The 14,256-nt window shown below is 74.8% G+C and carries 10 protein-coding genes; 5 read left to right on the top strand and 5 right to left on the bottom strand.

Annotated elements, in window-relative coordinates:
• Nucleotides 1-219 precede the first annotated feature (219 nt).
• The 5 genes from BM076_RS28000 (at nt 220) to BM076_RS27980 (ending at nt 6,295) form a co-directional block, all read left to right on the top strand.
• Entirely contained in the window at nt 220-2,577 is a 2,358-nt protein-coding gene (locus BM076_RS28000) for a PEP/pyruvate-binding domain-containing protein (protein ID WP_245796450.1), read from the top strand.
• Entirely contained in the window at nt 2,574-3,512 is a 939-nt protein-coding gene (locus BM076_RS27995) for a hypothetical protein (protein WP_093716619.1), read from the top strand. Before BM076_RS28000 ends, BM076_RS27995 begins: the two co-directional genes overlap by 4 nt.
• 229 nt (nt 3,513-3,741) lie before the next feature.
• Nucleotides 3,742-4,467: a phosphatase domain-containing putative toxin gene (locus BM076_RS27990; protein WP_177246654.1), complete on the top strand. Its 726-nt coding sequence runs from the start codon at nt 3,742-3,744 to the stop codon at nt 4,465-4,467.
• A gap of 192 nt (nt 4,468-4,659) precedes the next feature.
• Nucleotides 4,660-5,673 (top strand): bifunctional riboflavin kinase/FAD synthetase, encoded by a 1,014-nt coding sequence (locus BM076_RS27985; protein ID WP_093716515.1) that lies wholly within the window; start codon nt 4,660-4,662, stop codon nt 5,671-5,673.
• Between the two features lie 58 nt (nt 5,674-5,731).
• Nucleotides 5,732-6,295, top strand: coding sequence for a DinB family protein (locus tag BM076_RS27980; protein WP_093716514.1), 564 nt, complete (start codon nt 5,732-5,734; stop codon nt 6,293-6,295).
• 46 nt (nt 6,296-6,341) lie between these two features.
• On the opposite strand, the gene BM076_RS27975 is transcribed toward BM076_RS27980, so the two are convergent.
• The 5 genes from BM076_RS27975 to BM076_RS27955 all read right to left on the bottom strand — a co-directional run bounded on the left by BM076_RS27975 (nt 6,342) and on the right by BM076_RS27955 (nt 14,009).
• Nucleotides 6,342-7,049, bottom strand: coding sequence for a response regulator (locus tag BM076_RS27975; RefSeq protein WP_265737117.1), 708 nt, complete (start codon nt 7,047-7,049; stop codon nt 6,342-6,344).
• Nucleotides 7,046-8,308, bottom strand: coding sequence for a sensor histidine kinase (locus BM076_RS27970; RefSeq protein WP_093716513.1), 1,263 nt, complete (start codon nt 8,306-8,308; stop codon nt 7,046-7,048). Before BM076_RS27970 ends, BM076_RS27975 begins: the two co-directional genes overlap by 4 nt.
• A gap of 7 nt (nt 8,309-8,315) precedes the next feature.
• Complete coding sequence (locus tag BM076_RS27965) at nt 8,316-9,149, bottom strand: ABC transporter permease (protein ID WP_093716512.1); 834 nt, start codon at nt 9,147-9,149, stop codon at nt 8,316-8,318.
• Nucleotides 9,146-10,075 carry an ABC transporter ATP-binding protein gene (locus BM076_RS27960; protein ID WP_093716511.1) on the bottom strand — a complete coding sequence of 310 codons (930 nt, stop codon included), beginning with the start codon at nt 10,073-10,075 and terminating at the stop codon, nt 9,146-9,148. The genes BM076_RS27965 and BM076_RS27960 overlap by 4 nt, the downstream gene beginning before the upstream one ends.
• Before the next feature lie 262 nt (nt 10,076-10,337).
• Entirely contained in the window at nt 10,338-14,009 is a 3,672-nt protein-coding gene (locus tag BM076_RS27955; RefSeq protein ID WP_245796448.1) for an SCO5717 family growth-regulating ATPase, read from the bottom strand.
• Nucleotides 14,010-14,256: the final 247 nt, after the last annotated feature.

The raw sequence follows: 14,256 nt of genomic DNA, 5'->3' as shown, positions 1-14,256 counted from the left end.
CTCACGACGGGTCACGCCTTCGTGACACAGCGGCACGGATCCGGCCGAAAAACGACCATTGCGCCGCCCGGAGTCAACCTCCGAGGAATTCACGACGTCACGTTGGTGGATGGGGAAGGTCTCCCGGGTGAAGTGACGTTGTAACCGAGGAGGCGCGTCCGTCCCGGCCACAAGCCGCGTGCGGACGCGTACCGGGCGGCAGTCGCGGAAGGAGCGCGTATGCGCATCGACGCCGAAGAGCTGGCAGTGGTGCCCTTGGACTCGCCGTTGGCGCACGACCCCGCGCTCGCCGGGGCCAAGGCGGCCAATCTGGCACGGGCGGCGGCGGAGGGCCTGCCGGTTCTGCCCGGCTTCGCCCTCGTCCCCTCCGCCCGCGCCCCCGGCGCGCCCACCGGGCCCGCCGCCCTGCGCGAGGCATGGACACGGCTCAGCGGCCCCGACACCGGCGCCTTGGTCGTACGGTCCTCCTCCGCGCACGAGGACACGGCCGAATCGTCCATGGCGGGCCGCTTCGAGTCCGTGCTCGACGTACGCGGCTGGGACGCCTTCACCGCCGCCGTCCGCACCGTGCTGGACTCCGCCGACCTCGCGCCCGCGCCCTTCCCGCCGGCGCCGGCCGCCGCCGGGAGCGGCACCGGGTCCGGCGGCGACATGGCCGTCCTGGTCCAGCCCATGCTGCGCGCCGCCGCCGGCGGAGTGATGTTCGGCGCCGACCCCGTCGAGGGCCGCTACGACCGCATCCTGATCAGCGCCGTCCACGGCGGCCCCGACCGGCTGGTCGACGGCAGTACGCAGGGCGTCCGCTACCAGCTCACCCGCCGCGGCCGACTGCTGCGGACCGAACCCGGCGCCGAGGGCGGCCACGGCGCCCGGCTGCTCTCCCGGCTGCGGCCCGGCCGCGCCGCCGCGCCGGCCACTCCTGGAACTGCGGAAGCCGAGGAGCCGCCGCTCGGCCGGCACCGGCTGGCGCAGCTGGTACGGCTGGCCCGCAAGGCCGAGAAGGTCTACGGCGGCCCGCAGGACATGGAATTCGGCTTCGGCCCCGACGGGCGGCTGTGGCTGTTCCAGGCCCGGCCGATCACCGCGATGTCCGCCCGGCCGCCGCGCGGCGCCCGGCTGCTCGGCCCCGGCCCGGTCAGCGAGACCCTGCCCGGCGTCCTCCAGCCGCTGGAGGAGGACCTGTGGCTGGCGCCCATGGCGCACGGCCTGACCCTCGCCCTGGACATCGCGGGCGCCGCGTCCCGGCGCAAACTCCGCAAGCTCCCCGTGGCCCGCACGGTGGACGGCCGCGCCGCCGCCGACCTGCGGCTGCTCGGGGTGACACCGCCCGCCCACCCGGTGCTGAACTTCATCAACCCCGCCCCCGGCGCCCGCCGCGCCGGCGCCGCCTGGCGGGTCGGCCGGCTGCGCACCGCGCTGCCGCTGCTCGCCCAGGACCTGATGGCCGACATCGACCGGCAGCTGCACGACTTCCGGGCGCCCAAGGAGATGCTCAGCGGCGAACTGCTGAACGCCGTCTCCTGGGGCCGCAACGCCCTGTCGGCGCTGCACGCGCAGGAATCGCTGGCGGGCGCGCTGCTGGACGCGGGCAGCGGCCGGAGCGCCGGTACGACGGCCGCGGGCGAGGCGCTCGCCGTGCTCGCCGAGGGCCGCAGCCGCGGCGCGACCGACGCCGAGCTGATCGCCCACCACCCCGTGCTGCTCACCCTGCTGCCGCCGACCCTCGGCGAGCGCGGCCCGCTGCCCGAGAACGTCGGGTGGAACGGCGTGCCGCGCGGCGTCGGCTTCCTCGGCGTCCGCGAGGGCCTGCGGCTGCGCATCCGGTGGGTGCAGGAAATGCAGGCCACCATGGTCCGCGAGGTCGGCACCCGGATGGACGCGCACTGCCTGGTCGGCGAGCGGCGCAAGATCGCGCTGCTGCGCTGGGACGAACTGCTGAGCGTCGGCGAGGGCCGCGGCCGCCCGATCGACCTCGTCGAGCGCACCCCGCGCCCGGAGACCCCGGCGCTGCCCGCCGTCTTCCGGCTCGCCGACGGCAGGCCGCAGGCCGTGACGCTGGCCCGTGGCCGTACCGGCGAGGGCCAGGGCGCGGGCGGCGGCCAGGGCGCGGGCACGGCGTGGGACGGCCAGGGCGTACGGCCGCCGCACCCGGTGCTCGTCGTCCGGTCCCTCGACCCGGCGCTCGCGCCGCTGCTGCCGGACCTGGCCGGACTGGTCGCCGAGACCGGCAGCGTTCTGTCGCACCTGGCGGTGCTGGCCCGCGAGTATCACGTGCCGACCGTCGTCGGCGTGCCCGACGCCGTGGGCCGCTTCGGGCCGGGCACGGGGCTCGTGGTGGACGGCGGTACGGGGGCGGTGGAGCTGACGGAGGCCGCGCCGGAGGGCGAGGCGGCCGGGCCGGCCGACACTCCAGGTGCTCCCACCGCCTCCGGCGCTTCCGGTTCTCCCAGCGCCCCAGGCGTTTCCACCGGGTCCGGCGCTTCCGGCGGACACGAAGAGCCGGGCAGGCAGAACGAGAACGAGGACGACGACGAGGACGCGGCCCGGGACGAGCCGCGGAAGGGGGCCGTCGCATGAAACTCATCAGCTACCTCTTCGGCGGCCTGTCCACCCTCGCCGCCGCCGTCTACCTGGTGATCTACCTCTACCGCTGGGAGTGGCAGCGCGCGGTGATCTGCGGTGTGCTGCTGCTGGCCGTCGAGGGCTTCCTGGTCTGCGTGATCCTGCTCGGCCGGATGGGCCGCCTGGAGCGGCGGCTCAGCGACGCAGACGCCCGGATGGAAGAAGTGCGGCGCCGCCTGGAGCACGCCAGGGAGACCTCGGCGAACCCCTTCCGCTGGCTCGGCAACGGCAGCGGCACCCCCTTCGGCGACGGCCGCGACGGCGCCGACAGCGGCAATCGCACCTTCGTCTTCGTACCGATCCTCATGGTCACCGGCGCCGCCCTGTCCGGCGTCGCCTGGCTGATCCAGCGGATCGCGGCCGTCACCACCCGGCCGGGCGCCGAACGGCGGCTGGCCGGCCGCCTCGCCCCGCTCGCCGCCCCCGCGGGCGGCGTGCACGGCGTCATCACCCAGCTGGAGGACCGCCCGGCCGTACCGCCGTCCCGGCCGCTGCGCCCGCTGCTCACCGCGCTCGGCGCGGTCGGCGGGGTCGCGCTGCTGGTCTTCCTGGTCTACGCGCTCTCCGACGCCACCGAGACCCGCGAGGAGGCCCGGCCGAACGCCGCGGCCAGCACCGTCGTCTTCCAGATCCAGGTGCACGGCACCCAGGACGCGCACGCCCGCGAGCTGGCGGCCCGCGACCTGTGGGAGGGCTGCCGGCGCTCCACCGCGTCGCTCAACACCGACGCCAGCCTCGGGCAGCTCGCCAACGGCGTCTTCGCGGGCACCATCCGCCCGGCGCTCAGCTCCCACGACATGATGCGGCTGCGCGGCTGCATCACCGACGCGGGCGTGAACCGGGCCACCGCCAAGATCCTCGGCGCGGGCGAGGCGGGGGTGTCGCACTGAGCGGCGGAGGCGCCGCGCGGGGGTCGTGCACCGGGGCGGAAGCCGGGCCGGTGAGCTTTTACGCGACGCCGACCGGAGCAGCGGTTAGCCTTGCGGGACGACCGTCGCCCTCGGGGAGGGACGGCGGCACCCGTCCCCAGGCTCGTGCTCCCCAGGTGGTGACCCCCGTTTGTCCGAATCGGCCGCTCTCCCGATACCGGGCCCCGTCCCGGCCCCGACCGGCGTCCTGGTGGATGCCCCGCCCCATGTCCCGTCCTCCGGTCCTGCCCCCGCCCGCGGCCCGCTCGCGCCACGGCCGGCCGTACGACTGTGGGCGCGCCGGGTGACCAAGGTGCTGCTGGGCTGCCTGCTCGGTTACGGCGTGCTGTGGGCCGCCTCGGCCGGCGGCATGCTGGCCGTCTCCGCGTGGGCCCGGCACGACAACGCCGGTTCCGGCGGGAGCAAGGTCGCGGGCATCAATCACTTCCTGGCCGTCGACCCCCATGTGTGGCGCGGCTCCGCCCCGAGCGCCGCCGGCTACCGGGAACTGGCCGACCGCGGCATCCGCACCGTCGTGGACCTCAGGGCCGAGGACCTGTCCCCGGCGGAGCTGGCACTGCCCGAGCAGGCGGGCCTGCACGCGGTGCGGCTGCCGGTCCGCGACGGCCAGACCCCGACCGAGCAGCAGGTCGACGCCTTCCTGAAGGTCGTGAAGACCTCCGACGGGCCGGTCTTCGTGCACTGCGGCGCCGGCGTGGGCCGCACCGGCTCGATGACCGCCGCGTATCTGGTCCGCACCGGACAGGCCGACAGCCGGCAGGCCGCGCTGCGCATCCTCGCGGTCGGACCGCCCTCCATCGAGCAGGTCTACTACGCGCTCAACGTGTCGCGGGACGACACCGACCAGCCGCCGCTGCTCGTCCAGGGCGTCAGCCGCCTGATGGACGCGCCCCGGCGGATCATGGCCTCGCTCTGATCCGGCCGCCCCCGCGGTGTGTCGTGCGGTACGGATTCCGTGCCGATGGGCACGGCCGCGCATGGGCATGGCAGGCTTGGACCCGCAGGATAGGACGGCGCGGTCGCGCATGCGCTCAGGCATGGGAGCGGTCGTGCGGTCGGTATGCGGTTGGTCATCGGGCGAAAACGGCGAGAAAGCGGGAGCGTCAAAGTGCAGCGCTGGCGGGGCTTGGAGGACGTTCCCGGTGACTGGGGACGCAGCGTCGTCACCATCGGCTCGTACGACGGGGTCCACCGCGGTCACCAGCTGATCATGGGGCGTGCCGTGGAGCGCGCCCGGGAGCTGGGGCTGCCCTCGGTCGTCGTCACCTTCGACCCGCACCCGAGCGAGGTGGTCCGCCCCGGCAGCCACCCGCCGCTGCTGTCCGCCCACCACCGGCGGGCCGAACTGGTCGCCGCGCTCGGCGTGGACGCGCTGCTGATCATCCCCTTCACCAGCGAATTCTCCAAGCTGTCGCCGAGCGAATTCGTCAAGACCGTGCTCGTCGACGGGCTGCACGCCAAGCATGTCGTGGAGGGCCCCAACTTCCGCTTCGGGCACAAGGCGGCGGGCGACGTCGAATTCCTCTCCGCGCTCGGCCTGAAGTACGACTACGAGCTGGAGGTCGTGGACCTCTTCGTGCGCGGCGAGGCGGGCGGCGGCGAGCCCTTCTCCTCCACGCTGACCCGGCGGCTGGTCGGCCAGGGCGACGTGGAGGGCGCCGCCGAGATCCTCGGCCGCCCGCACCGCGTCGAGGGCGTGGTCGTGCGCGGCGCGCAGCGCGGCCGTGAACTGGGCTATCCCACCGCCAATGTGGAGACCCTCCCGCACACCGCCATCCCCGCGGACGGCGTCTACGCGGGCTGGCTGCACGTCGACGGCGAGGCCATGCCCGCCGCGATCTCGGTCGGCACCAATCCCACCTTCGACGGCACCGCCCGCACCGTCGAGGCGTACGCGATCGATCGCGTCGGCCTCGATCTGTACGGCCTGCACGTGGCCGTGGACTTCCTCGCCTATCTGCGCGGCATGGAGAAGTTCGACACCATCGACGCGCTGCTGGAGCGGATGGCCGACGACGTGAAGCGGGCCAGGGAACTGGTGGACGCCGCTGATGCGGCCGAACCAGCTGATGCCGCCGAGCCCGCCGACGCCGCGGGCGGCGCCGGACCCGCGGTCGAATAGCCCGGCTCGTCCCCGCGGGGCCGGGGCACTGTCACAGGCCGCTGCCACACTTGGCGGCATGTCGGAACAGGCGTACGTCCCCACCCACTCGAATGTGCAGCACTCGCCCAGGGCCGCGGGCGACGACCGGCCGCCGCTGCCCACGACCGGCGGCGAGCGGGAGATCCTGACGGCTTTTCTCGACTGGCACCGCGCCACCTTCGAGCTGAAGTGCCGGGGGCTGGCCGCCGCCCAGCTCTCGCAGCGCGCCGTCCCGCCGTCCGGGCTGAGCCTGCACGGCCTGGTGCGGCACCTCGCGGGTGTCGAACGCTGGTGGTTCCGGCAGCACTTCGCGGGCGAGGACCTGCCGATGCTGCACTACTCCGACGACGAGCCGAACGTGGACTTCGACCAGCTCGACGGCGATGTCGAGGCCGCCTTCGCGCTCTGGCGCGCCGAACGCAACCGGGCCAGGATCATCGTCGCCGAAGCACCCTCCCTGGACACCACCTGCCGCTCGCCGGTCACCGGCCGGGAGATCTCGCTGCGCTTCATCCTGGTCCACCTGATCGCCGAATACGCCCGGCACAACGGCCACGCCGATCTGCTCAGGGAACGGATCGACGGCGCCACCGGCCTGTGACCACGGCCCCCGTGACCGGACGACGGCCGCGGGCGGGCCGGACGGATCACGCGGGCCGGACCAGGCGCGTCTCGTAGGCGAAGACGACCGCCTGCACCCGGTCGCGCAGCTCCAGCTTCACCAGGATCCGGCTGAGGTGCGTCTTCACCGTGGCCTCCGCGAGGTGCAGCGCGCCCGCGATCTCGGTGTTGGACAGGCCGCGGCCGACCTCGACCAGCACTTCCCGCTCACGGGCCGTCAGCCGGGCCAGCCGCTCGTCCTCCGCCGAACCGTCGGCCGCCGACGGGAGTTGGTGCGCGAAATTCTCCAGCAGCCTTCGGGTGATGCGCGGCGCCACTACCGCGTCGCCCGCGGCCACCGACCGGATCGCGCCCAGCAACTCCTCGGGCAACGCGTTCTTCAGCAGGAAGCCCGACGCGCCCGCCTTGAGCCCCGCGAAGGCGTACTCGTCCAGGTCGAAGGTGGTGAGGATGAGCACCTTGGAGTGCGGGCAGCGCTCCACGATCCGGGTGGTGGCCTCGATGCCGTCGGTGCCGGGCATCCGGACGTCCATCAGCACCACGTCCGGCCGCAGCGTCTCGGCGAGCCGTACGGCCTGCGCGCCGTCGCCCGCCTCGCCGACCGCCCGCATGTCGGACTGCGCCTCCAGCACCATCGTGAACGCCATCCGCAGCAGCGGCTCGTCGTCGACCAGCAGCACCCTGATGGCCGCACGCCGCCCCTCGTCGGCCTGGTCCGTCGCGGGCGTGGTCACAGCGCCTCCGGCGGGGCGCCGAGCACCAGGACGGCCGTGACCCGCCAGCCGCCGCCGGGCACCGGGCCCGCGGTCAGCGAACCGCCGTACGCCGCCGCGCGCTCCCGCATCCCGGGGATGCCGTGCCCGGGGGAGCGGGCCGCGCCGTCCGCCCCCGGGCGTCCCGTAGCGGCCGCGGCCGGGACCGGTCCGTCGTCGGTCACGGTGACGGTGAGCGTGTCCGGGGCGCAGCCGATCCGGACCTCGGCCCGGGTGCCGGCCGGCGCGTGTTTCAGCGTGTTCGTCAACGCCTCCTGCACCAGCCGGTAGACGGTGAGCTGCGCCGCCGCGGGCACCGGGCCGGGATCGCCCGTCACTGTCAGCACCGTCGGCAGCCCGGCCGCCCGCACCTGGTCGGCCAGCGACTCCAACTGGCTGATGCCCGGCATCGGATGCCGTAGCGCGTCCGGCTCGTCGGCCCGCAGCACCCCGAGGAAGCGCCGCATGTCGGTGATCGCCTGCCGCCCCGTCGCCGACACCTGCCGCATCGCGGTCTCCGCCCGGTCCGGGCTGCGGCCCTGCGCGAAGACCGCGCCGTCCGCCAGGGCCACCATTACCGACAGATTGTGCGTGACGATGTCGTGCATCTCCCGGGCGATACGGGCCCGTTCGTCGGCCACCGCGAGCTGCGCCCGCTGGTCCCGCTCCCGCTCAAGACGCACGGCCCGGTCCTCCAGGAACGCCAGGTGGTCGCGCCTGCTGCGCGTGTTGCCGCCGAACACCGCGGCCGTGACCGCCATCGCCGACAGTGACGCGAAGGTCGCCACACCCCGGTGATGCTCCGCCCAGGCCACCGTGGCCAGCACGATGCCGGCCTCCAGTATGGCGAAGGCCACCATCAGCCGGCGCCGGTCGCAGGCCGCCGCCACCGTGTACAGCGCCACCAGCAGCGCCACGTCCGTCGGCGTCTGCAGATCCGCCAGCCACTGCCCGAAGGCCGCCGCAGCCACACAGCAGAACACCGGCAGCGGTGCCCGGCGCCGCCACACCAGCGGCAGCGTGAGCCCGGTCTGCACCAGCAGGAACGACACCGGGCGCGCCCGCAGCACCTCGTGCGAGAGCACGCACACACCCGCGAACAGCGCCGCGGCGAACAGCGCGTCCACCGCCACCGCGGGCAGCCGCCGCCGCACCCGCTCCCTGATCCGCGCGGCCACCGCCCGCACGGTCCCGAGGGCGTCCCCGGCTGCGGTGGCCGGGGACGCCTGCACGGACGTCATGACGCCGTCACGCGTCGTGCCGCTTCAGCAGCACCGCCGCGCCCGCCAGGGCCGCCACCGCGTACGCGCAGAACACCAGGAATCCGGGCCACGGCGCCAGTGTGTGCGCCTCGTGGTGCAGCGCCGTCAGGGACTGTCCGGCGTTGCTCGGCAGGTACTGGTTGATGTGGTCCGCCCACGACGAGGGCAGCGCCTCGGCGAGCGCGGGCAGCACCAGCAGCAGGCCGAAGACCGTGGCGATGCCGCCCGCCGTGTTGCGCACCAGGGCGCCGACGGCGACCCCCAGCAGCGCCACGACCGTCAGGTACAGGCCCGTGCCCAGCACCATCCGGACCGCCCCGGGATCGCTCAGCGAGGCCCCTATGTGCCGGGAGGACAGCAGCGCCTGCCCGGACAGGAACGCGATCAGCGACCCGGCCGTCATCAGCACCCAGGTGACCACCGCGTACAGCCCGGCCTTCGCCCACAGCACCGGCAGCCGGCGCGGCACTGCCGACAGCGACGCGCGGATCATGCCCGTCGCGTACTCACCGCTGATCATCAGCACACCCAGCACACCGATCGCGAGCTGCGCCAGGAAGAAGCCCTGGAGGCTGGTGCCGATCGGGTCGAAGGTGGCCTTCTCGTGCGCCGACATGTGCGGCCAGCGGTTGGCGTCGACGGCGCCGAACAGGATGCCGAAGCCGATCAGCGCGACCACGGCCGCGAGCATCGTCCAGAAGGTGGACCGCAGCGTCCGCATCTTGATCCACTCGGACCGCAGCACACGGGCGAAGGTGACCTGGCCGCGCGGCTCGGCGCGCCGCGCCTCCGGCGCCCTGTCGAGGGTGAGGGTGCTCATGCCGCCAGTCCTTCCGGCTCGCGCGCGGGCGCCTGGTACTCCACGGCGTCCCGGGTCATCTCCATGAATGCCTCTTCCAACGAGGCTTGCTGCGGGGTGAGTTCGGCCAGCGCTATCGCCTGGTCGGCGGCGATCCTGCCGATCCGGTCGCTGCTGAGCCCGGTCACCTCCAGCACACCGCGGTCCACCGACGCCACCGACACCTCGTGTCCGACGAGCAACTGCCGCAGCCGCTCCGCCTCGTCCGTCCGCACCCGCACCGAGGCCCCGGCCGCGGTCCTGACGAAGTCGGCCACCGAGGTGTCGGCGATCAGCCGGCCGCGCCCGATGACGATCAGATGCTCGGCGGTCAGCGCCATCTCCGACATCAGGTGCGAGGAGAGCAGCACCGTACGGCCCTCCGCCGCCTGGTCCTTGAGCAGATTGCGGATCCAGAGAATGCCCTCCGGGTCCAGGCCGTTGACCGGCTCGTCCAGTACGAGCGTCGCCGGGTCGCCGAGCAGTGCGCTCGCGATGCCGAGTCGCTGGCCCATGCCGAGCGAGAAGCCGCCCGCTCGCTTGCGGGCCACCTGGCCGAGGCCAACGATCTCGATCACCTCGTCCACCCGGCGGCGCGGGATCCCGGTGGTGGCGGCGAGCGCCAGCAGATGGTTGTACGCGGTCCTGCCGGTGTGGATGGCCCGCGCCTCCAACATCGCGCCCACTTCGTGCAGCGGGGCGCGGTGCTCGGCGTACTGCTTGCCGTTGACCGTGACCCGGCCCGACGTCGGCGCGTCCAGGCCGAGGATCATCCGCATCGTCGTGGACTTCCCCGCGCCGTTGGGCCCGAGGAAGCCGGTGACGACGCCGGGCCGCACGGTGAAGCTGAGATCGGACACGGCGGTGCGCTCGCCGTAGCGTTTGGTCAGGGCGTGGGCTTCGATCATCGGATCGTCCTCGGCGGTGCGTCAGCGGGAAGGTGTGATTCCATCCTTCTTCGCCGGGCCGCCCGCGGCGACGGCCCACGGGCGGATTCGCGATCCGCCGCTGTGCCACCACGGGCTGACGACCCGTACACCTGCTGTTGTACACACCGCCGCGCGCCTGCGACCTGTGCCGACAGGAGGGCCGCCACCAGCGACGATGCCTGGTGGCGGCCCTGAGCCCATTCGTGGATCCCCTAGGGGCGGGTCGGCCGGGGACCGCCGGTCACTGCTGGGCGGGCGGCGGCGGGAAGCCGTAGCCCGGCGGGAGTTGCGGCGCCTCCTGATTCTGCGGTGCGGGTGCGGGTGCCGGTGCCTGCGGCTGGCCCTGCGGCGGGACACCGTACGGCTGCCCGGGCTGGCCCGGCTGACCGGCCTGCTCCGGCTGACCCGGCTGCTGCGGCCAGCCCTGCTGCGGCTGCGGGGCGTGCGGCTGCGGCGACTGCGGCTGGAACGGCCCGGGAGCCGCCGGCTGTGCACCGTACGGTCCCTGCTGCGGCTGCGCCGCCGGACCGCCCTGCCCGGGCTGCGGATAAGCCTGCGGCTGCCCGCCGTACGGTCCCGGCTGACCGGGCTGCGGCTGCCCCGGCTGACCGGGCGCCGGGTATCCGCCCTGCTGTGGCCCCGGCGCGGGGTAACCCTGCTGCGGGGGGTAGTTGGCGGGCGCGCCGGCGCCGTACGGCGGGTAGCCGCCCTGGCCCGGCATCGGGGGTGCCTGGTGCGGCGGCGGGTTGGCGCCGTCCGCCGTCCACAGTCCCTGCGCCTGCTGGGCGCGCACGAAGTCCTCCGCGACCATCGCCGACAGGTTGAAGTACGCCTCGCGGGTCTTGGGCCGCATCATGTCGAGGTCGACCTCGGCACCCGCGGCCAGGTGCTCGTCGAACGGCACCACCTGGACGCCGCGGCAGCGCGTCCGGAAGTGCGCCACGATGTCGTCGACCTTGATCATCTTTCCGGTCTCGCGGACCCCCGAGATCACGGTGATGCTCCGCGACACCAGCTCCGCGTAGCCGTGCGCCGACAGCCAGTCCAGCGTGGTGCTCGCGCTGGAGGCACCGTCGACCGACGGCGTCGAGACGATGATCAGCTGGTCGGCCAGGTCGAGGACGCCGCGCATCGCGCTGTAGAGCAGACCGGTGCCGGAGTCGGTGAGGATCACCGGATACTGCCGGCCCAGCACGTCGATCGCCCGCCGGTAGTCCTCGTCGCTGAACGCCGTCGACACCGCGGGGTCCACGTCGTTCGCGATGATCTCCAGGCCCGAGGTGGCCTGCGAGGTGAACCGCCGGATGTCCATGTAGCTGTTGAGGTACGGGATCGCCTGGACGAGGTCGCGGATCGTCGCCCCCGTCTCGCGCCGCACCCGGCGGCCCAGGGTGCCCGCGTCCGGGTTGGCGTCGATCGCCAGGATCTTGTCCTGCCGCTCCGAGGCGAGGGTGGAGCCCAGCGCCGTCGTCGTGGTCGTCTTGCCCACGCCGCCCTTGAGGCTGATCACCGCGATCCGGTAGCAGGACAGCACCGGCGTACGGATCAGCTCCAGCTTGCGCTGCCGCTCCGCCTCCTCCTTCTTGCCGCCGATCTTGAACCGCGACGGCTGCGCGTTGGCGCCCGCGCGCTTCGCCTTGGGCGGATTGCGCAGCAGCCGGTCCGACGACAGCTCGACGGCCGCCGTGTAGCCGAGCGGCGTGCCGCCCTGCGTGGTGGGCTGCCGCTGGTCGGGCGTGACGGTCGGCCAGCCGCCCATCCGCGGGTCCACGGGCGCGGCGGGCTGCGGCTGTGCCTGTGGCGGCTGTGCCTGCGGTCCGGGCTGCGGCTGTTCGGCCTGCGGCGGCTGCGCCGCCTGGCCCTGCTGCGGCGCCTGCGGGAAGCCGTAACCGCCCTGCTGCGGCAGCGGCTGGAGCGGCGCCGCCTGGTCCTGGCCGGGCTGGGCGTGCTGCGGGAAACCGTAGCCGCTGCCCTCGGCCGGGCTCCCGGCCCCGGCTTGCGGCGGCGCGGGCTGCTGCGGCGCCCCGAACTGCCCGTGCGGCAGCCCGGTCGGCACCGGCCCCGCCGTGTACGGCTGCGGCCCGGCCTGCGGCGGCGCCCCGAATCCGGTCGGCGCCGCGGGCGCGGGCAGATTCGTCTCCGCGGGCGGCGCGTCCTCCGGCGCCGCGTCCTGCGGCGCGGCTACGGGCGCGGGCTCCGGAGCGGGTACGGGCGGGGCGGGCACAGCGGCGGGCGCCTGCTGCTGTACGGGCGGCGGGAAACCGTACCCCTGTGCCTGCGGCGCACCCGGCTGCGGCTGCGGCTGGGCGTAACCGGTCGGCGGTACGGGCTGTCCCGGCGGCGCGGTGGGCGCGGGCGGCTCGGGCTGTACGGGCGCCACGGGCTGCGCCTGCTGCGGCGCGGGCGGCTGCTCCTGCCGCGCCGGAAGATGCACCGGCTGCCCGGTCGGCGGCGGGAAACTCATCAATGTCGCGGGCCCGGGACCCGCGTCGGCCGGCTCGGCGGGAGCGACCGGAGCCGCGGGCGGGAAACCGTAACCCTGTTGCGGGGCCGGGGGATTGGGACCACCGGGGTGTACGGGTGCGGCCGGGGCTTCGGCGGCGGGCGGGAAACCGTACCCCTGCTGGGGTGCGGGCGGGTTGGGCCCGCCCGGGTGCAGGGGTGCGGCGGGTGCCTCGGGCGCCGGGGGGAATCCGTAACCCTGTTGCGACGCCGGGGGATTGGGACCACCGGGGTGGAGGGGAGCGGCGGGCGCGGCCGGGGCCGCCGGCGGGAAACCGTAACCCTGCTGGGGTGCGGGCGGGTTGAGGCCGCCCGGGTGCGGCGGCGCCGCAGGAGCTTCAGGCGCCGGCGGAAAACCGTAACCCTGTTGCGGCGCCGGGGGATTGGGACCGCCCGGGTGCACGGGAGCGGCCGGAGCCTCCGCGGCCGGCGGATAGCCGTAGCCCTGGCGCCGAGCGTCGGGGGAGGCGTCCGGTGCGGCCTGGGCGGGCTCCGCGCGCTCGAAGTCCGGGGGGAGCGGCGGGACGGGGCCGCGCGGCGCGACGGGCGCCCACGGGTTCGCCTCGGCGCCCGGCAGCGGCACCCAGACCGGCGCTCGCGGCGCCTCCTCGGGCTCCGGCTCCGACGACTTGGACGGCATGGACGCCTCCGGCTGCTGCGACGGCTTCGCGGCGGCGGCAGGCCCGGCCTCCGACGGCCCGGCCTCCGACGACTTCGGCTCCGACGGTGTACTCCCCGTACTCCCCGACGGTGCGGACGCCGCGTCCGCGGGACCGTCCCCGGCGGCCACGGCCTCCGGCGCCTTCGGCGTTTCCCGTACGTCCGCCGTCTCCGTCCCGGAGCGGTCCCCGCCGGACGGCGCGCCGTCCGGGGTCCGCCGGTCGCGGGCCTCGCGCTCCTCGACCTCGCGGCGCAGCGCGGCGGCGGAGAAGCGCACCGTGGCGTCGGGCTCGCCGCCCCGGCCGCCCACCGGCCCGGTGCCGCGCGCCTCGGCCGCCGCGGGACGCGGCACCGGGATCGACGGCACGTCCGCGGCGGACCACGACGGTTCCGCGGACGGCGCCGGCAGCGACGGCACCCCGGCGGCCGACCACGAAGACGAAGCCGAGGACGACGAAGACGCAGACGACGGCGTCACGGAATCGGCACCGCCTGCGGCACCCTCCGGCGCCTCGCCGCCGGCCTCGGCCTTTTCCTCACCGTCAGCCTCGGCCCCGGCCCCGGCCCCGGCATCCGCCCCGGCCTCGTCCTCATCGGAGTCGGAGTCGGCGTCCGCGGAGAGCCCCGCGTCGCCCATGTACCAGGCAGGCGCCGCGTCGCCCAGGCTGAACTCGCCCGTGTAGTCCGCGTCGACCCGGTCCTCGACAGGGCCGGCCCCGCCCACGCGGTTGTCGTCCCGATCGCTGCTCACAATGCCTCCTGGTCTGCTGCTTCACCGTGTCCCCGTACCGGAGCCGCCCCCACGGGAGCCGTCCGTACGCCCGGGACACCGTCGCGGGACCGCACCTCGGCGCGCATAACCACGCATCCCATGTCCGATCCCCCTCCCCGTCAGGGGCAAGACTAATCGCCGGTAGCCACCTGATGTCAGGGCCGCCCTCCAGGGTCACTGCCCCTTGCACGCCACCCTCACCCACCCTGTGCCCCACCCACCCCGG

It is taken from the genome of Actinacidiphila alni (assembly GCF_900112845.1).
Classification (GTDB): Bacteria; Actinomycetota; Actinomycetes; order Streptomycetales; family Streptomycetaceae; genus Actinacidiphila; species Actinacidiphila alni.
This window is presented reverse-complemented; position numbering and strand designations above follow the sequence as displayed.

Excerpts from the sequence above, each read along its gene's own strand:
- BM076_RS27960 (WP_093716511.1), bottom strand. The coding sequence starts at position 10,075 with ATGATCGAAGCCCACGCCCTGACCAAACGCTACGGCGAGCGCACCGCC.
- BM076_RS27995 (WP_093716619.1), top strand. The coding sequence starts at position 2,574 with ATGAAACTCATCAGCTACCTCTTCGGCGGCCTGTCCACCCTCGCCGCC.
- BM076_RS27965 (WP_093716512.1), bottom strand. The coding sequence starts at position 9,149 with ATGAGCACCCTCACCCTCGACAGGGCGCCGGAGGCGCGGCGCGCCGAG.
- BM076_RS27970 (WP_093716513.1), bottom strand. The coding sequence starts at position 8,308 with ATGACGTCCGTGCAGGCGTCCCCGGCCACCGCAGCCGGGGACGCCCTC.
- BM076_RS28000 (WP_245796450.1), top strand. The coding sequence starts at position 220 with ATGCGCATCGACGCCGAAGAGCTGGCAGTGGTGCCCTTGGACTCGCCG.
- BM076_RS27980 (WP_093716514.1), top strand. The coding sequence starts at position 5,732 with ATGTCGGAACAGGCGTACGTCCCCACCCACTCGAATGTGCAGCACTCG.